This is a genomic window from Sphingomonas sp. PWP1-2 (assembly GCF_049898305.1).
GTDB classification, from domain to species: Bacteria; Pseudomonadota; Alphaproteobacteria; order Sphingomonadales; family Sphingomonadaceae; genus Sphingomonas; species Sphingomonas glacialis.
On sequence record NZ_JAFCXM010000001.1, the window covers coordinates 230287 to 249439 of the forward strand.

General features: G+C 67.0%; 23 protein-coding genes. 7 read left to right on the top strand and 16 right to left on the bottom strand.

What is annotated here, in order from left to right; all coding sequences use genetic code 11:
- Positions 1–141: 141 nt before the first annotated feature.
- Together ACP7C5_RS01155 and ACP7C5_RS01160 are read right to left on the bottom strand one after the other, a co-directional pair.
- A complete protein-coding gene (locus tag ACP7C5_RS01155; RefSeq protein WP_133190323.1) occupies positions 142–1287 on the bottom strand; it encodes an acyl-CoA dehydrogenase family protein in 1146 nt (381 codons plus the stop codon).
- 142 nt (positions 1288–1429) lie between these two features.
- On the bottom strand, positions 1430–1909 hold the full coding sequence (locus ACP7C5_RS01160) for a hypothetical protein (RefSeq protein ID WP_426262898.1): 480 nt from the start codon (positions 1907–1909) through the stop codon (positions 1430–1432).
- A 204-nt stretch (positions 1910–2113) separates the two neighbouring features.
- On the opposite strand from ACP7C5_RS01160, the gene ACP7C5_RS01165 reads away from it, so the two are divergent.
- Positions 2114–2641, top strand: coding sequence for a CHAP domain-containing protein (locus ACP7C5_RS01165; protein ID WP_322160692.1), 528 nt, complete (start codon positions 2114–2116; stop codon positions 2639–2641).
- Positions 2642–2674: 33 nt separating this feature from the next.
- On the opposite strand, the gene msrB is transcribed toward ACP7C5_RS01165, so the two are convergent.
- The gene (msrB, locus tag ACP7C5_RS01170) at positions 2675–3166 is read right to left on the bottom strand and encodes a peptide-methionine (R)-S-oxide reductase MsrB (protein WP_426262899.1); all 492 of its coding nucleotides are present in this window, start codon (positions 3164–3166) and stop codon (positions 2675–2677) included.
- Between the two features lie 134 nt (positions 3167–3300).
- On the opposite strand from msrB, the gene ACP7C5_RS01175 reads away from it, so the two are divergent.
- Positions 3301–3585 (top strand): hypothetical protein, encoded by a 285-nt coding sequence (locus ACP7C5_RS01175; protein WP_133190315.1) that lies wholly within the window; start codon positions 3301–3303, stop codon positions 3583–3585.
- A 65-nt stretch (positions 3586–3650) separates the two neighbouring features.
- Here the strand turns inward: ACP7C5_RS01175 and ACP7C5_RS01180 are convergent, their stop codons facing one another.
- From ACP7C5_RS01180 to ACP7C5_RS01190, 3 genes are read right to left on the bottom strand one after another with little or no spacing between them, the layout of a single operon-like run.
- Positions 3651–4880, bottom strand: coding sequence for a cytochrome P450 (locus ACP7C5_RS01180; protein ID WP_426262900.1), 1230 nt, complete (start codon positions 4878–4880; stop codon positions 3651–3653).
- A 29-nt stretch (positions 4881–4909) separates the two neighbouring features.
- Complete coding sequence (locus ACP7C5_RS01185; RefSeq protein WP_426262901.1) at positions 4910–6166, bottom strand: ABC transporter permease; 1257 nt, start codon at positions 6164–6166, stop codon at positions 4910–4912.
- Complete coding sequence (locus ACP7C5_RS01190; protein WP_133190311.1) at positions 6163–7098, bottom strand: ABC transporter ATP-binding protein; 936 nt, start codon at positions 7096–7098, stop codon at positions 6163–6165. Before ACP7C5_RS01190 ends, ACP7C5_RS01185 begins: the two co-directional genes overlap by 4 nt.
- A 104-nt stretch (positions 7099–7202) precedes the next feature.
- Here ACP7C5_RS01190 and queG point away from each other — a divergent pair, with 104 nt between their 5' ends.
- Positions 7203–8267, top strand: a complete 1065-nt coding sequence (queG, locus tag ACP7C5_RS01195; protein WP_426262902.1) for a tRNA epoxyqueuosine(34) reductase QueG — start codon at positions 7203–7205, stop codon at positions 8265–8267.
- Positions 8268–8470: 203 nt separating this feature from the next.
- Here queG and ACP7C5_RS01200 read toward each other — a convergent pair whose 3' ends face one another.
- Positions 8471–8836, bottom strand: coding sequence for a hypothetical protein (locus ACP7C5_RS01200; RefSeq protein ID WP_322160683.1), 366 nt, complete (start codon positions 8834–8836; stop codon positions 8471–8473).
- Positions 8833–9513, bottom strand: coding sequence for an EI24 domain-containing protein (locus ACP7C5_RS01205; RefSeq protein WP_133190305.1), 681 nt, complete (start codon positions 9511–9513; stop codon positions 8833–8835). The genes ACP7C5_RS01200 and ACP7C5_RS01205 overlap by 4 nt, the downstream gene beginning before the upstream one ends.
- 127 nt (positions 9514–9640) lie before the next feature.
- Between ACP7C5_RS01205 and ACP7C5_RS01210 the strand changes: the two genes are divergently transcribed.
- A complete protein-coding gene (locus tag ACP7C5_RS01210; RefSeq protein WP_426262903.1) occupies positions 9641–10639 on the top strand; it encodes an adenosine kinase in 999 nt (332 codons plus the stop codon).
- A gap of 182 nt (positions 10640–10821) precedes the next feature.
- Here ACP7C5_RS01210 and ACP7C5_RS01215 read toward each other — a convergent pair whose 3' ends face one another.
- The 8 genes from ACP7C5_RS01215 to hisB all read right to left on the bottom strand — a co-directional run bounded on the left by ACP7C5_RS01215 (position 10822) and on the right by hisB (position 16655).
- Positions 10822–12360: an amino acid permease gene (locus ACP7C5_RS01215; RefSeq protein WP_133190301.1), complete on the bottom strand. Its 1539-nt coding sequence runs from the start codon at positions 12358–12360 to the stop codon at positions 10822–10824.
- A gap of 124 nt (positions 12361–12484) precedes the next feature.
- Positions 12485–12862: an HIT domain-containing protein gene (locus ACP7C5_RS01220; protein WP_426262904.1), complete on the bottom strand. Its 378-nt coding sequence runs from the start codon at positions 12860–12862 to the stop codon at positions 12485–12487.
- Positions 12863–12986: 124 nt separating this feature from the next.
- The gene (locus tag ACP7C5_RS01225) at positions 12987–13310 is read right to left on the bottom strand and encodes a phosphoribosyl-ATP diphosphatase (protein WP_426262905.1); all 324 of its coding nucleotides are present in this window, start codon (positions 13308–13310) and stop codon (positions 12987–12989) included.
- Positions 13311–13341: 31 nt separating this feature from the next.
- Entirely contained in the window at positions 13342–13530 is a 189-nt protein-coding gene (locus ACP7C5_RS01230; protein ID WP_426262906.1) for a hypothetical protein, read from the bottom strand.
- A 139-nt stretch (positions 13531–13669) separates the two neighbouring features.
- Complete coding sequence (gene hisF / locus ACP7C5_RS01235; RefSeq protein ID WP_426262907.1) at positions 13670–14437, bottom strand: imidazole glycerol phosphate synthase subunit HisF; 768 nt, start codon at positions 14435–14437, stop codon at positions 13670–13672.
- Positions 14438–14627: 190 nt separating this feature from the next.
- Positions 14628–15365: a 1-(5-phosphoribosyl)-5-[(5-phosphoribosylamino)methylideneamino]imidazole-4-carboxamide isomerase gene (gene hisA / locus ACP7C5_RS01240; protein WP_133190291.1), complete on the bottom strand. Its 738-nt coding sequence runs from the start codon at positions 15363–15365 to the stop codon at positions 14628–14630.
- Complete coding sequence (gene hisH / locus ACP7C5_RS01245) at positions 15353–15958, bottom strand: imidazole glycerol phosphate synthase subunit HisH (protein ID WP_354288291.1); 606 nt, start codon at positions 15956–15958, stop codon at positions 15353–15355. Before hisH ends, hisA begins: the two co-directional genes overlap by 13 nt.
- Before the next feature lie 109 nt (positions 15959–16067).
- Positions 16068–16655 (bottom strand): imidazoleglycerol-phosphate dehydratase HisB, encoded by a 588-nt coding sequence (gene hisB / locus ACP7C5_RS01250; RefSeq protein ID WP_426262908.1) that lies wholly within the window; start codon positions 16653–16655, stop codon positions 16068–16070.
- Between the two features lie 71 nt (positions 16656–16726).
- Here hisB and ACP7C5_RS01255 point away from each other — a divergent pair, with 71 nt between their 5' ends.
- From ACP7C5_RS01255 to ACP7C5_RS01265, 3 genes are all read left to right on the top strand, one after another.
- Complete coding sequence (locus tag ACP7C5_RS01255) at positions 16727–17209, top strand: SspB family protein (RefSeq protein ID WP_133190285.1); 483 nt, start codon at positions 16727–16729, stop codon at positions 17207–17209.
- Positions 17210–17443: 234 nt separating this feature from the next.
- Positions 17444–18832 carry a class II fumarate hydratase gene (fumC, locus tag ACP7C5_RS01260; RefSeq protein WP_426262909.1) on the top strand — a complete coding sequence of 463 codons (1389 nt, stop codon included), beginning with the start codon at positions 17444–17446 and terminating at the stop codon, positions 18830–18832.
- Positions 18833–18889: 57 nt separating this feature from the next.
- Positions 18890–19111, top strand: a complete 222-nt coding sequence (locus tag ACP7C5_RS01265) for a hypothetical protein (protein WP_426262910.1) — start codon at positions 18890–18892, stop codon at positions 19109–19111.
- The last annotated feature ends 42 nt before the right edge of the window (positions 19112–19153 follow it).

Consider the following 19153-nt stretch of genomic DNA (forward strand, 5'->3'; position numbering starts at 1 on the left):
TCCCTTCCCGCTTGCGGGAGAGGCTGGGGGAGGGGCGTGCCTCAAGCGCGGCGCTTGCCGGCACTGCCCTCCCCTAACCCCTCCCGCAGGCGGGAGGAGGATTTGGTTGTGCGCCTTACACGGCGGCGGCTTGCGACGAGCTCACCCGCCGCGCTTGATCGTCTCGCGCGCGATGATGATCTGCTGGATCTGGCTGGTGCCCTCGTAGATCCGGAACAACCGGACGTCGCGGTACAGCCGCTCGATCCCGTAATCGGCGATGTAGCCCGCCCCGCCGAAGATCTGCACCGCGCGATCGGCGACGCGGCCGACCATCTCGCTCGCATAATATTTGGCGGCGGCCGATTCCATCACGACGTCCTTGCCGGCGTCCTTGGCAGCCGCAGTCTCGAGCACCATCGCGCGCGCAACCAGCGCCTCGGTCTTCGAATCGGCGAGCATCCCCTGGATCAACTGGTGCTCGGCGATCGGCTTGCCGAACTGCGTGCGCGTCGTGGCATAGGCAACGCAATCGGCGATCAGCCGCTCGGCGACGCCAACGCACACCGCCGAGATGTGCAACCGCCCGCGGTCGAGCACGCGCATCGCGATCTTGAAGCCCTCGCCCTCGGCGCCGAGCCGGTTCTCGGCGGGGACGACGACATCGTCGAACACCACGTCGGCGACCTTGGCACCCTTCTGCCCCATCTTCTTCTCAGGATGGCCGATCGAGACGCCCGCCAGATCGCGCGGCACGAGAAATGCCGAGACGCCGCGCGCGCCGGGCGTGTCGCTGGTCCGCGCCATCACGGTGAACAGGTCGGCCTTGTCGGCATTGGTGATGTAGCGCTTGGTGCCGTTCAGCCGGTACGACTGGCCGTCGAAGGTCGCGCGCGTCTTCACCGCGCCCGAATCCGATCCGACGTCGGGCTCGGTCAGCGCGAAGCTGGTGATGATCTCGCCGCTCGCGATGCGCGGCAGCCACGCGGCTTTCTGCTCGGCATTGCCCGCCATCACGAGCCCCTGCGAGCCGATCCCGACATTGGTGCCGAAGGTCGAGCGGAAGGCCGGCGTGGTGCGACCGAGCTCGATCGCGACCTTGGCCTCTTCGAGCATCGTCAGGCCGAGACCGCCATATTCCTCGTCGATCGACAGGCCGAACAGCCCCATCTCGCGCATGTCCTGCACGACGTCGGCGGGGATCGCATCGGCTTCCTCGACCGCGGCTTCGAGCGGGCGGAGCCGTTCGGCGACGAAGCGGCGTACCGTGTCGATCAATGCGTCGAAGGTTTCGGGGTCGAGTGCCATGGGTCCGCCATCTGCCGTTTCTGTGCAGGGACGCGATGCCCGATCCGGGCGCGGCTCGCAAACCCGAAATTCAAAAGCGCGGCGTGTCGCGCGTTTCGTAGCTGTGAAGCGCCATACTAGGCTACCAAACGATCGTTGGGCGTCAGCCCGCCGATGGCTGGACGAAGCCGCTCAACACCCAGCCCGATTGGCACGGCCCGGCATAAGCGCGCGGACCCGCGAGCGAGGCGGTGACGCCGCAATCGCTGGTCGGCGAGTCGGCGGGCGGTATCACTACGCCTTGCCAGCGCTGATCGAGCGAGCGCGAGCACAGATACATCTTTGCGCCGTCGCCGAGCCGGACGACTTCGTCGGCTTCGGCGAATGGGGCGGTGCGTACCGCAAGATAGCGCTCTCCGGCAGGGGACAGGTTCACCACCTGCCCGACACTGGCACAGGCGCGAAACGCCGGGCCGCCTTCGCCGACACGCACCGGCTGGACGCCCGGCGTGAGCGTCGCAGCGTTCGACTGGTAGAGCGCAGCGTCATCATCGGGCGCAGCCTCGCGCGAGCATCCTGTCAGCGCGGCGCCAACCATCAGCAAGGCAAGCACGAGGCGTGGGCGGGCAGTGGTTGGTTTCATGGCGTGATTCGTAGCCGGGATCGCGTGACTTGGCGAGCGCGCACCGCTGCTCCGGACCGTCGGCGGACGCCGAAACGGGCAGTCATCGTGCGGTCAACTCGCTTCGTCGGAAAAGGTTCCGTTCATCGGGGAGACAGGGTTTCCAGCGGCGCGGCGACCTGCTTTGAGACACTCAACGAGTTCAAACGACCTTTGGGGGGTCACATGACATTCAAGGCTTTGGCAGCGCGTTTTGCGCTGGTGGTATCGTGCGCCCTGCTGACGGCGACCCCTGCAATGGCGCAGTTCTGGCAGTGTGCGCCGTTCGCGCGCGAAGTGTCGGGGATCGACCTGCACGGCAACGCGAACACCTGGTGGGGCCAGGCCGCTGGTCGTTACGCCCGTGGCCATGCCCCCAAGGTCGGCGCAGTGCTCGCTTTCTCCGCGACCAGCCGGATGCGCATGGGCCATGTCGCGATGGTCAGCGAAGTCGTGAACGACCGCGAAGTCCTGCTGACCCACGCCAATTGGTCGCGCCGCGGCGGCGTCGAGCATGACGTCCGCGCGATCGACGTCTCGGCCAATGGCGACTGGAGCGAAGTCAAGGTGTGGTACGGCCCGCAGGGTGGCCTCGGCACTTCGGCCTATCCTACCAAGGGCTTCATCTATTCGGCCAAGTCGACCGGCGACGACACGCAGGACCGCGCCGCGCCGATGATCATGGCGTCGCTGTCGAACGAGCGTCACGGCTGATCGACCCCCCGGCCGTAGCCGGGGAGCGGGGGATCAGGCCTTGCCCGGCGTGAAGGTCATCGCCACGCCATTCATGCAATAGCGCAGGCCCGTCGGCTTCGGGCCATCATCGAACACATGGCCGAGATGCCCGCCGCAGCGGCGGCAATGCACTTCGGTCCGCGCCATGCCGAGCGAACTGTCGGTGCGCGACTTGACCGCATTGGCGAGTGGTGCCCAGAAGCTCGGCCAGCCCGTGCCGCTCTCGAACTTGGTCTTCGACGAGAAAGCCGGCAGCGCGCATCCTGCGCACGAGAAGATCCCGGCGCGATGCTCCTTGTTGAGCGGGCTGCTATACGGCGCTTCGGTGCCTTCATGGCGCAGCACGTTGTACGCGGCGGGCGAGAGCTTGGCCTTCCACTGCGCATCGCTCAGCGTCAGTTCGAACTTCTCGGGCGGCCCAGCGCTCGCGCCCTTGCAGCCGAACAGCGCGAAGGCGGCGGCACCGGTGCCGGCGAGAGTGAGGAAATGGCGGCGGTCGTGCATCGGTCGGATCCTCTTGGCGTCACAGTCCTTATACGCTCGGACTGCGGGATAGTTACGCGATTTTGCGGTCCCCGGACGCATCGCGTGACGCGCGGCTAGGGGAACCCCAAACGGTTTCGCGCGCTTCAAGCCGTATGACGATGCAACAGCTCGATCCGCCGCTTCCGGTTCACGTGCTCGACAAGGGGCCAGGCTTTGCCTTTGCCGTGATCGATTACGGCCAGGAGCATAACCTCATCTGGGTCACCGCGATCAACGAGACCGGCGAGATCTGGTGTGCGCCCAATCCCAAGGTCCGCATGCAAGCGAACTGGACGATGGGCCGCAAGGCACCGCCCGCAGTCGTTGCGCGGCAGAATGGCGATTGCTCCGGGGATGCCGAGCCGGTGCGTGCCGAGGCGATTGCCAAGCCGAACTGAGGTGGGCAATCCTCCCTCCCTAAGCCGTCACCCCGGGACGAGGCTGGGGTGACGGCAGGGTAGGGTCAGTAGCGGCTGATTTCCACGGGGAGCTTGCGATACCCGTGGACGAAGCAGGCCGCGACTCGCTCGGGCTCGCCCAGCACATTCACCCGCATCCGCCGCTTCGCCATTTCCTCGAGCAGGATCGCGATCTGCATCTCGGCGAGCCGCGCTCCGACGCAACGATGGATGCCGTGGCCGAACGCCAGATGGCGTCGTGCGTTGGGGCGGTCGACGATGATCGTGTCGGGATCCTCGAACACGCTCTCGTCGCGATTGGCCGAGATATACCAGAGCGCAAGCTTGTCACCTGCCTTGATCTGCTGCCCCTCGAGCTCGGAATCGACCGTCGCGGTGCGGCGCATGTGCGCGAGCGGCGTCTGCCAGCGAATCACTTCCTGCACCGTGTTCGCGATGAGCGAGGGATCGGCTTCGAGCTTGGCGCGCTGGTCGGGGAACAGGTCGAGCCCATACGCGACCGCGCTCATCGTGTTGCGTGTGGTGTCGTTGCCGCCGACGATCAGCAGGATCAGGTTCCCCAGGAATTCCATCTGGTCCATTTCCGCCATCGCGTCGGAATGGATCATCATCGAGATCAGGTCGGGCGTCGGCGGCTTGCCGATCTTGGCGTTCCAGAGGTTCTGGAAGTAGCCGCCGCACTCGTACATGTGCTTGAGCCGCTCGATTCGGAGCTCCTCATTCTTGACGAGCTCGATATCGCCCGCCCAGTCCGACCAGAAGGTCAGCTTGCGGCGATCCTCCCACGGAAAATCGAACAGGATCGCGAGCATTTGCGTGGTGAGTTCGACCGAGACGGTGTCGACCCAGTCGAACGGCGTGTTCCACGCAAGCGAATCGAGCACTTCGGCGGTGCGCATGCGGATATTGTCGCTCATCCGCACCATCTCGGACGGCGTGAAGGCGGGCGCGACGGTGCGGCGCTGGCCGGTGTGCTTTGGCCGGTCCATCGCGATGAACATCGGCATGCGCACGTCGGTCGGGTTGTTCTCGATGAAATCGGCGAGCGTTATGCCGCCGGCCTGCGACGAGTAGAGATCGGGCAGCGACTCGACCGTGACGATCGGCTTGTAGGTCGACACCGACCAATAGGGGCCGAAGTCCGAATGCTCGACGCGGTGGACTGGCGCGGTCGCGCGCAGCTCGCGGAACGGCGCCTGCCAGACATCGTCCCGGTAGAGTTCGGGTCGACTGACGTCGAGCCGATCGATCACGTCCTGCGCCAAAGTCGCCATAGTCCCTCTCCTTTTGGGGGAGTGAACGTCTAACTGACACTCATGTCAACAGTCTTGCGCCGACCGAACAGCCGGCCGCTCCCCGATTGCAGCACGCCGCGCCGGAAAGCCCGCGCGCCGACGGTGATCGCGATCGCGACCCAGAGCGCTTGCCAGGCGAGGGCTGCGACATGCGGCCACAGCTCGGGCTGGTTCGCGGCATGCGCTGCCATCGCGTAGGGGGAGCTGAGCGGGAAGATTTCGACCACCTTGGCGAGCACCGAATCGGGGGCGGCGCTGGCCTTCAACGCAAGGCCGAACATCGCGACCTGGATGATCGTGATCGGCAACGACATCATCTGCAGTTCGCGCGCGGTCGAGGCCTGCGCACCGACGCCGAGGAACACCGCGCCGAGCAGCAGATACGCCATCGCGAAATAGGCGAAGAACAACAGGAAGAACATCGGCGCGCCGACCGCGGGGCCGATCTCGCCGATCGCGGTGGCGTAGCGCGCGGGCAGGATGCCGCCGATCTGCGTGACGAGCGTCGTCCAGAAACCGACGAAGAGGATCGCCGAGCCGAACATGCCGAGCAACTTGCCGAAGAAAACCGCTTCGAGCGGGACCGCTGCGGCGAGCACTTCGACCACCTTGTTGCTGCGCTCTTCCATCATCGTACCGACGACCTGACCGGCGAGCAGCAGCGCGAGGAAGAAGATGCCGAACACCGCGATGAAGGCGGCTTGCTTGTGCCCGCTCTCGGTCGGTGCGGCGCGCGCGATCGAGCTGAGCGTCGCGGTGCTGAGCGGCTTGGTCTGCGCCGGGTCGGTGCGCAGCGTCGCCTCGGCGAGCGAGGCGAGATAGCGCGCATCGGCGCGGCCCTGGCCGTCATACAGGATCGTCGGATGGGTCAGGTCGCCGAACAACGTCGCGGACGCATCGATGCCCTTGCGGCTCTTGAACGCGGCGCGCGCCTGCGCTTCGGGATCGGCGGCTGGCGCTTCGATTGCCAGCAGGGGCGGGCGGTCGCCGCGCGCGAAGGCATCGCGCAGGCGCGCATCGGCCGATCGCATCGCGTCCTGCCGCGCAGGCTCGACGATCGCGACGATCCGCGTCTTCTCGCTCGATCCGCTCGCCACGGTCGACGCCCCCATCCCGCCGACGAGACCGAAGCCGATCGTGAACAGCGGCGAGAGCAGAAACAGCAGGAAGGTCGGCGTGAACACCGTCGCGACGAAATCGCGCCGTGCGATCGTCATCGCCTGGCGGATCGTGCGGCGCGTGTTGCTTATCGGGTGCGCGCTCATGCGGTGTGCTCCGTCGCGGCCTTGGCGGTGTGTCCTGCAGCGCCGACGATCCGCACGAACGCGTCGTGCAAGCCGGGGCGTTCGATCGACAGGCCGGCGATCCCGTGGCCTGCGCCGATCAACCGGCTGAGCGCTTGCTCGACCCCGCCATCGGGGACTTCGAACGACCAGCCGTGCTCGCCGTGCCGGGCGTCGGCGGGCAGATGCTGCGCGATCGTCGGATCGTCGCGCTCGGGGACATAGTGCGCGCGCATCGGGAGCATCCCGCGCGCGTCGGCGACGGTGCCCTCGAAGCGGCGTTTGCCGCCGGCAATGATCGCGAGCCGGTCGCACAGCCGCTCGGCGTGCGCCATCACGTGCGTCGAAAAGAGCACCGTGGCGCCACGGTCGCGCTCGGCGAGGATCAGCGCTTCCAAGCGTTCCTGATTGACCGGATCGAGCCCCGAAAAGGGTTCGTCGAGCACGAGCAAATCGGGCTGGTGGACGACCGAGCCGAGCAACTGGACGAGCTGCGCCATGCCCTTAGACAGTTTGCGGATCTTGGTGTCGACCGCATGGCCGAGCCCCGCCGCCTCGAGCAGTTCGACCGCGCGCTTGCGTCCGGTCTTGAGATCGAGCCCGCGTAAAGCACCCATGAAGGCGACCGCCTCCTTGGCGCGCATCGCCGGGTAGAGCCCGCGTTCTTCGGGGAGATAGCCGACGCGGTCGCTCGCATCGCGCGGGCGATCGTGGCCGAGCAGCGTGCGGCTGCCGCCATCGGGCTCGATGATGCCGAGCAGCATCCGCAGCGTCGTCGTCTTGCCCGCGCCATTGGGGCCGAGCACGCCGTAGATCGCGCCCTTGGGCACCGCGATGTCGACGCCGTCGACGACGCGCCGTCCGCCGAAATTCTTGATCAGGCCGGAGGCGCTGACCGCCAGATGATTGTCCAAGAAGACCCCCGCCGCGTGGCCCCGATACGGAGCGCTGTGTTAGCTGTGTAGTATAGCGCGCCGGGCTTCGACAAGCGCGGCGCGAACACGCTATGTGGGCGACAATGGTTGACGCTTTGCCCCTCGAACAGCGCCTTGCGGCAAAAGCGCGCGAATTCGGTTTCGTCGCGTGCGGGCTCGCCGCGGCGGACGCTGCGCCGCGGACCGCCGAGCGGTTGCAGCAATGGCTGCGCGAGGGGCTGCACGGCGGCATGATCTGGATGGAGGAGCGCGCGCACCACCGCGAATCCCCCGCTGGGCTGTGGCCCGAGGTGAAGAGCGTGATCGCGCTCGGGATGAGCTATGCCCCGGCGACCGATCCGCTCGCATTGGCGGGCGAGGGTGGGGTGGGGCGAATCTCGACCTATGCGCAGGGCGGCGATTATCACGATGTGGTGAAGCGCGCGCTGAAGGCCCTCGCGCGCTGGCTGGTGTCGGAAGAACCGGGGATCGACCTCAAGGTGTTCGTCGATACCGCGCCTGTCATGGAAAAGCCGCTCGCCGAGGCGGCGGGGCTGGGGTGGCAGGGCAAGCATACCAATCTGGTGAGCCGTAGCGAGGGCAGCTGGCTGTTCCTCGGCGCGATCTACACGACGCTCGACATCGCCGCGTTCGGGGCGCTTCCGCCACCAGTCGCCGATCACTGCGGATCGTGCGACGCCTGCCAGCGCGCGTGCCCGACCGACGCCTTTCCCGCGCCCTACCGGCTCGATGCGCGGCGCTGCATTTCGTATCTGACGATCGAACATGCCGGGCCGATCCCGCTCGAATTCCGCAAGGGTATCGGCAACCGCATCTACGGCTGCGACGATTGTCTCGCGGTATGCCCATGGAACAAGTTCGCCGCCGCCGCGCGCGCGAACCGCGCCTTCCTGCCGCGCGCGGAACTGGTCGCGCCCGAACTCGCCGACCTGCTCGCGCTCGACGATTCGGGGTTTCGCCAGGTGTTCGCCGGCTCGCCGATCAAGCGCATCGGGCGCGACCGGATGGTACGCAATTGCCTGATCGCGGCGGGCAATAGCGGCGATGCGGGATTGCGCGCGCAGGTCGCTGGACTACGCGACGATCCGAACCCCGTCGTGGCGGAGGCGGCGGAGTGGGCATTCGCGGCGCTAGCCACCGCGTCATAGCGCGCTCCCCACCGTTCTCAGCGCGCTCCCCATCGTTCGCCCTGAGCTCGTCGAAGGGCTGACCTTCTTGCCACCGTCGAAAGAGAGAATAGTGCTTCGACAAGCTCAGCACGAACGGGGTGGGGTAACGCGCGCCAACCGGGGCGTGGGGGCACGCACGGATGAGGTAGGCGGGATGGCCGTACCTCCCGCTCGCTTGAGCCTTACTTCCGCCGCCCGACTTGCAGCGCCCCGACACAACTCGCGCGGTCGATCGGCGAGCCGTCGGTCTGGCGCGCGTCGAGATAGGTGACGACCGGCTCGGATTTGCCGCTCGGGTAGAGATAGGCGTCGAGCACGCAGGTCGCGTTGTTGAACTGCAGCTTGCGCGCTGTACCCTCGCGGACGTCGGCGACAGGTGCGCCGAACAACCCGGTGAGGTGCGCCGCGGTCGCGCCGATCACGCCGCCGAGCCCCGCCGTGCCCGTTGGGATCGGCACCATCGCGGGCCGCGCGGCGGGTGTCGTCGCTGTGCTCGCGGCGCAGCCCGACAGCGCCAGCCCCACCAGAAGTGCACCAAAAAGCTTCATGTCGTTCGCCCCGAATGGAACAGATGCGTCGCCATCGCCGCGCCGAGGATCGGCACGAAGAGGTTCGCAATCGGAACCATGAACAGGGCGGTCCCCGCAACCCCCAGCGCGAAGCGGTCGACCGCGCCCGTCTTGCGCCAGTCTCGCATCAGCGCAGGCGGCACGTGGCGCGCCGCGACGAGCTCGCCGAGATCGCGCCCGAGCAGCCAGCCATTGACCAGGAAGAACAGCAGCCACGTGCCAACGCCGGTGACGAGCAAGGCGATATAAACCGGCGCGAGCGCAAGATTGACCAGGATCGCGCGCGCCGCCGAACGCAGGCCGAGCCCGGCACCGCGCAGGGGCGAGACGCTGCGCGCGGTCTCGAGCGCTTGCGGGTAGTGCCGCGCCTCGACCGCGACGACCACGTCGTCGGCAAACGCCATCATCACCGCGATCGCGATCGCGCGGAACAGCAGCCAGCTGATCCCGAACGCGGCGAGCAGCGCGACCGCGCCCAGCACGCCGCCGGCCGCCGGATCCCACCCCCGCTCCGCCGCCGCTTCCGTCGCGCCATACCACAGCGCGACGCCGAGCGCGGCGATCAGCACTACGGTCAGCGCGAGCGACTTGAGGAACACCGCGACGATCTTGCGATCGCCGAGCTGGCCGAGCGAGAGGAGGAGCGCACGCAACATGGGGCTGGTCCTAGCCGCCTCCCACCTGCCCGTCACCCCGCGCTTGCTCCCGGCGACGGAGAGTTGCGCGCGCCGCACCCCCCCGGTACGGCGCGGCAACGCTATTTTTCAGAAATCGGAGATTCCCGTGACCGAGCCCACTTATGACGTCGTCGCGATCGGCAATGCCATCGTCGACGTGCTGTCGCAGTCGACCGATGCCTTCCTCGCCGAAGCCGCGATGACCAAGGGCTCGATGCAGCTGATGTTCTCGCCCGAGGAGGCCGATGCGCTCTACGCCAAGATGGGCCCGGGGATCGAGGCGAGCGGCGGCTCGGCGGCGAACACCGTCGCCGGCATCGCGGCGATGGGCGGCAAGTGCGGTTTCATCGGCCAGGTAGCGAAGGACGAGCTCGGCGACATCTTCGCGCACGACATCCGCGCGGTGGGGATCGACTTTACGACGGCTGCGCGCGACGGCGACCCGACGACGGCGCGCTGCCTGATCTTCGTCACGCCCGACGGCCAGCGCACGATGAACACCTTCCTCGGCGCGTCGCAGTTCCTGCCCGAGGCAGCACTCGACCGTGACCTGATCGCCAACGCTGCGATCCTCTATCTCGAGGGCTATCTGTGGGATCCCGAGGAACCACGCCAGGCAATGCGCGCCGCGATCGACGTCGCGCGGGCAGCCGGCCGCAAGGTCGCCTTCACGCTCAGCGACGTGTTCTGCATCTCGCGCCACGGCGGCGATTTCCGCCAGCTGATGGCCGATGGCCTGATCGACATCATGTTCGCCAACGAGGCCGAGATCACCGCGCTGATGGCGACCGAAGATTTCGACGCGGCGGTGGCCGAGGCGGCGACGCAGGTGCCGATGCTGGTCGTGACGCGCAGCGAAAAGGGCGCGATCGCTGTCTCTGGCGGGGAGACCGTCAGCGTCGCTGCCGAGCCGATCGAGCGTGTCGTCGATACGACCGGCGCGGGCGATTTGTTCGCGGCGGGGTTCCTGCGCGGCCAGGCACAGGGCAAGAGCATCGCCGATTCGCTCAAGATGGGTGCGGTCTGCGCCGCCGAGATCATCTCGCATTACGGCGCGCGTGCGCAGGTCGATTTGATGGCGCTGGTGGCGTCGAAGCTGGGTTGATCCCGCATAGCCCCTCCCCTCCAGGGGAGGGGTTGGGGTGGGGCCGTGCCGCGATCGCGCGCTTCGGTCTCTGCGAGGTACGTCCCCACCCCCAACCCCGCCCCTGAAGGGGAGGCGCTCAGACACAAAAAAGGCCGGGGAGCGATCCCCGGCCTTTTTCGTGTCCTACGTGGCGCCTGCCCTTACGGGCGATGCACCGGCGCGACATATTCGCCGAGCTCGGGGCCATCTTCCTCGTCGAGGCCCTTCGCCAGCCGGCTGTTGTGCATGCCGTAGGCGAAATAGAGGATGATCGCCGCCAGCGTGTACCAGGCAAAGAACACCAGCACGCGCGACTCGACCGTGAAGATCAACGCGATGCAAGTGAGGATGCCGACCGCCGGCACCACCGGATAGAGCGGTACGCGGAAGCCGCGCGGGATCTCCGGGTGGGTGCGCCGCAGCCAGATCACCGACAGGCAGACGATCGCGAACGCCGCGAGCGTGCCGACCGAGGTCATGTCGCCGAGCGTGTTGATGTCGAAGAACGCCGCAGCGACCGCGGTGATCAGACCGACGAGCAGCGTGTTGACCCACGGCGTCTGGAACTTCTTGTGGACGGTTGCGAAGACGCGCGGCAGCAGGCCGTCACGCGCCATCGTGTAGAAGATGCGCGTCTGGCCATACATCAGCACGAGCACGACCGAGGTCAGCCCGACGATCGCGCCGGCCTTCACCAGCTTTGCGAACCACGCCCATTGCGGGCCGAGCGCGTCGACCGCGACGGCGACGGGATCCGGCACGTCGAGCGTCTTGTAGTTGACGATCAGCGTCATCACGATCGAGACGAGGATGTAGATCGCGGTGCACACGAACAGCGAGCCGAGCAGGCCGATCGGCATGTCCTTGGCGGGGTTCTTGGCTTCCTGGCCCGCGGTCGAGACCGCCTCGAAGCCGATATAGGCGAAGAACACGATCGAGGCAGCGCGCAGGATGCCACCCCAGCCGAACTCGCCCTTGTCGCCGCTCGCCGGCGGGATGAACGGCTGCCAGTTGGACTTGAGCGTGTCGAAATGCGCGATCACGAACGCGCCGCAGATGACGATGAAGGCGATGATCACGGTCAGCTTGATCGCGACGATGACGTTGTTGACCTTGGCGCTCTCCGACACGCCGATGATCAGCAATGCGGTCATCGCGCCGCAAATCAGGAAGGCGGGCAAGTTGAAGAGATAGGTCAGCGGCGCACCGTTGACGATCACGGGGACGAGCTCGCCGCCGACGGCATGCTTGATGACATGGCCGGTCGGACCGGTCAGTTCGACCGGGATGACGAGGCCGAAGTCGCCGAGCAGGCTGACGACATAGCCCGCCCAGCCGACCGCGACGACCGATGCGGCGAGACCGTATTCGAGCAGCAGCAGCGCGCCCATGATCCACGCGGCGAACTCGCCGATCGTGGTGTAGCTATAGGTATAGGCCGAGCCCGATACGGGCAGGGTGGAGGACAGCTCGGCGTAGCAAAGGCCGGCGAGCGCGCAGACGAAGCCCGCGATCAGGAACGAGATGAGGACGGCGGGGCCGGCATGGAGCGCGGCGGCGTTGCCGGTCCGCACGAAGATGCCGGCGCCGATGATGCAGCCGATACCGAGGAACACGAGGTTCCAGGGGCCGAGCGTGCGTTTGAGTTGGCTGGTCTGTGTCTCGCGTTGAACTTGCTCCACGGTTTTTCGGAGCAGCATGCGGTTCAGAATACCCGTAGTGGGCTGTGTCGCCATTCGATAAGTCCCCTGGGCCGGATCGTTGCCGGCGCGAAAGTTTTGGTTGGCGGGAAACCTAACCGCAAAACGTGGGCGCGCAATCCCCTTAGCGCGCCAGCATCGGCCCGAGCGCGCGGCCGGCGAAGATATGGACGTGGAGGTGCGGCACCTCCTGGTGCGAATGGTGTCCGGTATTGGCCAGCAAGCGATAGCCCGGCGCGACTAGCCCGGCATGGCGCGCGACCGTGCCGACCGCGCGAACGAACCCGGCGATCTCGGCGTCCGACGCTCTCGCGCTGAAATCATCCCACGACACATAGGCGCCCTTGGGGATCACCAGGATGTGCGTCGGCGCCTGCGGGGCGATGTCGGGGAAGGCGATCGCATAATCGTCTTCGTAGAGCCGCGTCGCGGGAATCTCGCCGCGCAGGATCTTGGCGAAGATGTTCTGGTCGTCATAGGCTTGCGTCGCGTCGATCGGCATAGTTCCCCTCCCGCTTGCGGGAGGGGTTAGGGGAGGGGCTGTCCTCCCATGCCTCCCGCCAGTGCGTGCGACATGCCCTCCCCCAGCCCCTCCCGCAAGCGGGAGGGGAGCAAGAAAGAGCGCGTCAGTCCTTCGTCCGGGCGGCCTTCTCGTCGATTCCCGACACGCCTTCGCGCTGGCGGATCTCGGCGCGGATGTCGTCGAGCGACACGTCGCACTCGGCGAGCAGCACGAGCAGGTGGAACATCAGGTCGGTCGCCTCGCCGACGAGCGCGGCCTTGTCCTCGGTCAGCGCGGCGATGACGGTCTCGACGGCTTCCTCGCCGACCTTCTGCGCGATCTTGCCGCGGCCGCGCGCAAACAGCTTGGCGGTGTAGGAGGTCGCCGGGTCGGCGCCGCGGCGTGCGCGGATTGTCGTTTCGAGAGCGTCGAGCGTATCTTCGGCCATGCGCCGGGGCTGGCCCAAGCGCGGGCTTGCGTCAATCCTTGGGCGTGTCGCGCTTGGCAAAACGGGCGCGCATCGCCCGCCTGATGAGCCAGATGCCGAGCGCCGCGACGACGAAGAGGACGATGTCGGAGAGCTCGGGGCCGGTGCGAACCTTGACGACACCGCTATGCGGCGCGGCGAGCGCCGGGCTGGCGAGCAGGAGGGCGAATAGGAAGCGCATGATGGAAGGATACCTTCGGGCTCTTAACGTTCCGTCATGCCGAACTTGATCCGGCATCCAGGCGAGACGTCGATACCTCGCCGATCACTAAGTGCGAGCTACCCGCATGGAACCCGGATCAAGTCCGGGGTGACGGGGATCATGCCACGGGCCGTCGCACCGGGATCCCCGCCGCCGCGAGCGCGGCATGCGCCTCGGCGATGCTGACCTCGCCGAAGTGGAAGATCGACGCCGCCAGCACTGCGCTCGCATGTCCCTCGCTGATCCCCGCGACGAGATCGGCCAGCCCGCCCACGCCGCCCGACGCGACCACCGGCACGCGCACCTGGTCGGCGATCGTCCGCGTCAGCGCCAGGTCGAACCCGCTCTTGGTCCCGTCGCGGTCCATCGAGGTGACGAGCAGTTCGCCCGCGCCGAGCTCGGCCAGCCGCAGCGCATGCGCGACCGCGTCGATTCCCGTCGCGCGACGGCCGCCATGCGTGAACACTTCCCAGCCGCCATCGACCTGCCGCGCATCGACCGAGGCGACGACGCACTGGCTGCCGAACTTGTCGGCGAGCTCGGCGACGAGCTCGGGCCGCGCGACCGCGGCGGAATTGACCGCGACCTTGTCGGCGCCCGCGAGCAGCAGCGCGCGCGCATCCTCGACGGAGCGCACTCCGCCGCCGACGGTTAGCGGCATGAAGCACACTTCGGCGGTGCGCCGCACGACGTCGAGGATCGTGCCGCGCGCCTCATGGCTTGCGCCGATATCGAGGAAGCAGAGTTCGTCGGCCCCGGCGGCGTCATAGGCACGCGCTTGCTCGACCGGATCGCCGGCGTCCTTGAGGTCGACGAAATTGACGCCCTTGACGACGCGACCGTTGGCGACGTCGAGGCACGGGATGACGCGGGCGCGGACGGTCATGGGCGAGCGGCTTTGAAGAAAAAGAAGATGGGTTCGCGCGGAGGCGCGGAGACGCGGAGGAAAGAAGACGGGTCGCCAAGTCTCTGGCATCCGCGTCGGGCGAAGCGCATTCTGCATTCGCGGATCACTCGGGACGGTCGCGACGCGCGCACCATCTCCGCGCCTCCGCGTCTCCGCGCGAACATGCTTTTCACGCCGCCGCCGCCACGGCGAGCGCCGCCGCCAGATCGAGCCGGCCGTCATACAGCGCGCGCCCGGTAATCACGCCCTCGATCCCGTCACGCGCATGCAGCGCGAGCACATGGATCTCGGCGATCCCCTTCACGCCACCGCTGGCGATCACCGGAATCTTCACCGCGCGCGCGAGGTCGACGGTCGCCTGGACGTTGGCGCCCTTCAGCATCCCGTCGCGGCCAACGTCAGTGAACAACAGCGCCGCGACACCGGCATCCTCGAACTGCCGCGCCATATCGGCGACCTCGACCGTCGAGACATCGGCCCAACCCTTGGTCGCGACGAAACCGTCCTTGGCATCGACCGCAACGACGATCCCGCCGGGGAAATCGCGCGCCGCTTCGCGCACCAACTCCGGGTTCTCAAGCGCCGCCGTGCCGATCACCACACGCGACACGCCCATGTCGAACCAGCGCTCGATCCCGGCGCGGTCACGGATCCCGCCGCCGAGCTGCACATGGCCGGGGAAGCGCTTGACGATCTCGGACACCGCTTCGCCATTGACCGATTTGCCGGCGAACGCGCCATCGAGATCGACGACGTGGAGATATTCGGCACCCTGCTCTGCGAACAGCATCGCCTGCGCGGCGGGGTCGTCGCCATAGACGGTCGCGCGGTCCATATCGCCCTCGGCGAGGCGGACGACCTGGCCGCCCTTGAGGTCGATCGCGGGGAAGATGATCAAGGACGCCACGTCAGGAACCTCTCCAACAGCGCAAGACCGTAGCGCTGGCTCTTTTCGGGATGGAATTGCACGCCGAGCAGATTGTCGCGGCCGATCGCCGCGGTGACCGGGCCGGCATGCTCGGTCGTTGCCAGCGTGTCGGCCCCGTCAAAGGCGTAGCTGTGCAGGAAATACGCTTCGCCCGGCACGATCAGCGCGTGCGGGGTGGTGGGGACGACGTCGTTCCAACCCATGTGCGGGACCTTGGCGGTTGCATCGGTCGGCGTGAGGTGCCGGACGCTGCCGCGGATCCAGCCGAGCCCGGCATGGACGCCATGCTCCTCGCCGGTGTCGGCCATCAATTGCATCCCGACGCAGATGCCGAGGAACGGCACGCCGTCGCGCCGAACGCGCTGCTCGAGCGCCTCGACCATGCCGGGGACGCCGCGCAACGCCGCGGCGCAGGCACCAAACGCACCGACGCCGGGAAGGACGATGCGGTCGGCCTTGAGCACTGCATCCGCATCGGCGGTGACGAGCACGTCGGTGCCGCCCGCCGCTTTCAGCGCATTGGCGACCGAATGCAGATTTCCTGCGCCGTAATCGATGAGGGCAAGCGTCAAATCCCCCTCCCGCTTGCGGGAGGTGTTAGGGGAGGGGCGTGCCGCAAGCGCAGCGCGGGGATCCAGGTCGTTCCCTCCCCCGGCCCCTCCCGCAAGCGGGAGGGGAGCATCACAACGTCCCCTTGGTGCTGGGGATCACGCCCGCTTTCCGCGGGTCGAGCTCGACCGCTTCGCGCAACGCCCGCGCGACGCCCTTGAACGCCGCCTCGGCGATGTGGTGGTTGTTCGATCCGTACAGCGTCTCGATGTGCAAAGTGATGCCGGCGGTCTGCGCGAACGAGTGGAAGAAATGCTCGAACATCTCGGTGTCCATCTCGCCCAGTTTCTTCTGCGAGAATTCGGTCTTCCACACGAGATACGGCCGCCCCGAAATGTCGATCGCGACGCGGGTGAGCGTCTCGTCCATCGGCGAATGCGCGTCGGCGTAGCGCCGGATTCCGCGCTTTTCGCCGAGCGCCTCGAGGATCGCCGCGCCGATCGCGAGGCCGGTGTCCTCGACGGTGTGGTGCTGGTCGATATGCAGATCGCCGACGGTCCTTACGTCCAAGTCGATCAGCGAGTGGCGGCTCAGTTGTTCGAGCATGTGATCGAAGAAGCCGATCCCGGTCGAAATCTGGAACGCCCCCGTTCCATCGAGGTTGACCGAGACGTCGATGGAGGTCTCGCTGGTCCGGCGGCTGATCGTGGCGGTGCGCATTTGCTTCCCATAGCGCCGTTAGGGACGCATGCAATCTTGACCCGCCATCAAACCGCGCTACCCAAGGACGCATGAGCGATGGCATGCCCGATAGCCTGATTCCCTACGATGATATCGTACAGGAAGCCCTGCGTGCCGTGGTCGGCCGCGTCCTTGGGTCGGTGGCGACCAATGGTGGCCTGCCCGGCGAGCACCATTTCTACATCACCTTCAAGACGCAGGCGCCCGGCGTCGACATCCCGCAGCGGCTGCTCGAGCGCTTTCCCGACGAGATGACGATCGTGATGCAGAACCGCTATTGGGATCTGGTCGTCGATGACGAGCGCTTCTCGGTCGGCCTGAGCTTCAATCAAGTCGCCTCGAAGCTGGTCATTCCCTATTCGGCGATCACCGGTTTCCATGATCCTGCGGTTAATTTCGAACTGCGCTTCCAGGCGCAGGATATTCCCGACGGCCCCGAGCCGCACGACACCGCGGAAAACGACGAGCCGGTGCACAAGCCGGTCGAGGATGGTTCGAACGTCGTCGCAGTGGATTTCAAGCGGAAGAAGTAGGGAGCGAGCCGCGCGAACTGCCCGGCGGTCGCGCAAGCGACGCGAACCGCCGGCCGGCGCAGCCCGCCGCCTCCGACGTCACGGGATTTACTCCCGTGACGGCTGTATCGCCAAAATTGCGAGCCATTTCCGTCACCACGGGCTTGTCCCGGGGTCTACCGTGCCGCACATGCCACCCGTCCGGTCTTGCGGCCCGGTGGATGCCGGGACGGGCCCGGCATGACGGAGTCTGGCATGGCTGAAAACACCCGCACCGAAACCGATTCGCTCGGGGCCGTCGAAGTCCCTGCCGCCGCCTATTGGGGGGCGCAGACGCAGCGCTCGATCGAGAATTTTCCCTTCCCCGCGACCGAGCGGATGCCGATCGCGATCATCCACGCGCTCGCGATCGTCAAGCAGGCCGCTGCCCGCGTAAACCGCGCGCACGGCTTAGCGCCCGAAATCGCCGACGCGATCGAATCGGCCGCCGCCGAAGTCGCTGCGGGCACGCTCGACGACCAGTTCCCGCTCGTCATCTGGCAGACCGGCAGCGGCACGCAGTCGAACATGAACGTCAACGAAGTCATCGCCGGCCGCGCGAACGAAATGCTGACGGGGAAGCGCGGCGGCAAGACCCCGGTCCACCCCAACGACCACGTCAATATGAGCCAGTCGTCGAACGACAGCTTCCCGACAGCGCTCCACATCGCGGCCGCGATCGGCGCGACCCAGCGGCTGCTCCCCGCGCTCGACCGGCTCAACCGCGCGGTGAAAGCGAAGTCGGACGCGTGGCACGATATCGTCAAGATCGGCCGCACGCATTTGCAGGACGCGACGCCGATCACGCTCGGCCAGGAATTCTCAGGGTACGCGGGGCAACTCTATCGCTGCTACCACCGCATCGAACCCGCGATCACGCACAACATGCTGCTGCTCGCGCAAGGGGGCACCGCGGTCGGCACCGGACTCAACGCGCCCGCCGGTTTCGACGTCGCGATCGCCGCCGAGATCGCGCGGCTCACCGGCCTCGCCTTCGAGACGATGCCCAACAAGTTCGAGGCGCTCGCGTCGAACGACCCGATCGTCCACGTCTCGGGGACGCTCAACACGCTCGCCGTCGCGCTGACCAAGATCGCCAACGATATCCGTTTGCTCGGCTCGGGCCCGCGCTCGGGGCTCGGCGAGCTGCATTTGCCCGAGAACGAGCCGGGCAGCTCGATCATGCCGGGCAAGGTCAACCCGACGCAGTGCGAGATGCTGACGATGGTCGCCGCCCAAGTGATCGGCAACCACCAGGCGATCACGATCGGGGGCTTGCAGGGGCACCTCGAGCTCAACGTGTTCAAGCCTGTGCTCGGCGCGGCGCTGCTGCGCTCGATCGACCTGCTCGCCGTCGGCATGGCGAGCTTCGCCGAGCGCTGCGTCGCGGGGATCGAGCCGGATCGCGCGCGAATCGCCGAGCTGGTCGATCGCTCGCTGATGCTCGTCACCGCGCTCGCGCCCGAGATCGGCTATGACAATGCCGCCAGGATCGCCAAGCACGCACACCATGAAGGCCTGACGCTCAAGGAGGCGGGGCTCGCGCTCGGCCTCGTCGATGCAGCGACCTTCGATCGCTTGGTCCGTCCCGAGACGATGGTCTGACCCGACCGGAACCATCGTCCGTTTCGTGCGCTAAGCGTAACGAATTGGAGAAAGACGATGAGTTTCACGACGATGATCGGCGCTGCAATCGGTGCTGCGATCGATGGTTCCGACGGTGACGACAGCACGATCGACGGCGCGATCGAGGGTATGATCGTCGCCAATGTCGTCAAGGCGGTGATCCCGCTCGCGCTGACCTTCGCGACTGGGTGGCTTGTCCTGCGCGGGCTTGGCCAGATCAAGACGCGCGTGTTCGGCGAGGATGCGCCGCGCAGCTGAGTCACGCCAAACCTTGACGGGAGGGGCAGGTGCGCGCCACTA

Excerpts from the sequence above, each read along its gene's own strand:
- ACP7C5_RS01230 (WP_426262906.1), bottom strand. The coding sequence starts at position 13,530 with ATGCGCTTCCTATTCGCCCTCCTGCTCGCCAGCCCGGCGCTCGCCGCG.
- ACP7C5_RS01165 (WP_322160692.1), top strand. The coding sequence starts at position 2,114 with ATGACATTCAAGGCTTTGGCAGCGCGTTTTGCGCTGGTGGTATCGTGC.
- ACP7C5_RS01265 (WP_426262910.1), top strand. The coding sequence starts at position 18,890 with ATGAGTTTCACGACGATGATCGGCGCTGCAATCGGTGCTGCGATCGAT.
- hisF (WP_426262907.1), bottom strand. The coding sequence starts at position 14,437 with ATGACCGTCCGCGCCCGCGTCATCCCGTGCCTCGACGTCGCCAACGGT.
- ACP7C5_RS01205 (WP_133190305.1), bottom strand. The coding sequence starts at position 9,513 with ATGTTGCGTGCGCTCCTCCTCTCGCTCGGCCAGCTCGGCGATCGCAAG.
- ACP7C5_RS01200 (WP_322160683.1), bottom strand. The coding sequence starts at position 8,836 with ATGAAGCTTTTTGGTGCACTTCTGGTGGGGCTGGCGCTGTCGGGCTGC.
- ACP7C5_RS01175 (WP_133190315.1), top strand. The coding sequence starts at position 3,301 with ATGACGATGCAACAGCTCGATCCGCCGCTTCCGGTTCACGTGCTCGAC.
- ACP7C5_RS01180 (WP_426262900.1), bottom strand. The coding sequence starts at position 4,880 with ATGGCGACTTTGGCGCAGGACGTGATCGATCGGCTCGACGTCAGTCGA.
- fumC (WP_426262909.1), top strand. The coding sequence starts at position 17,444 with ATGGCTGAAAACACCCGCACCGAAACCGATTCGCTCGGGGCCGTCGAA.
- hisB (WP_426262908.1), bottom strand. The coding sequence starts at position 16,655 with ATGCGCACCGCCACGATCAGCCGCCGGACCAGCGAGACCTCCATCGAC.
- ACP7C5_RS01220 (WP_426262904.1), bottom strand. The coding sequence starts at position 12,862 with ATGCCGATCGACGCGACGCAAGCCTATGACGACCAGAACATCTTCGCC.
- queG (WP_426262902.1), top strand. The coding sequence starts at position 7,203 with ATGGTTGACGCTTTGCCCCTCGAACAGCGCCTTGCGGCAAAAGCGCGC.
- ACP7C5_RS01225 (WP_426262905.1), bottom strand. The coding sequence starts at position 13,310 with ATGGCCGAAGATACGCTCGACGCTCTCGAAACGACAATCCGCGCACGC.
- ACP7C5_RS01160 (WP_426262898.1), bottom strand. The coding sequence starts at position 1,909 with ATGAAACCAACCACTGCCCGCCCACGCCTCGTGCTTGCCTTGCTGATG.
- ACP7C5_RS01185 (WP_426262901.1), bottom strand. The coding sequence starts at position 6,166 with ATGAGCGCGCACCCGATAAGCAACACGCGCCGCACGATCCGCCAGGCG.
- ACP7C5_RS01155 (WP_133190323.1), bottom strand. The coding sequence starts at position 1,287 with ATGGCACTCGACCCCGAAACCTTCGACGCATTGATCGACACGGTACGC.
- ACP7C5_RS01215 (WP_133190301.1), bottom strand. The coding sequence starts at position 12,360 with ATGCTGCTCCGAAAAACCGTGGAGCAAGTTCAACGCGAGACACAGACC.
- msrB (WP_426262899.1), bottom strand. The coding sequence starts at position 3,166 with ATGCACGACCGCCGCCATTTCCTCACTCTCGCCGGCACCGGTGCCGCC.
- ACP7C5_RS01255 (WP_133190285.1), top strand. The coding sequence starts at position 16,727 with ATGAGCGATGGCATGCCCGATAGCCTGATTCCCTACGATGATATCGTA.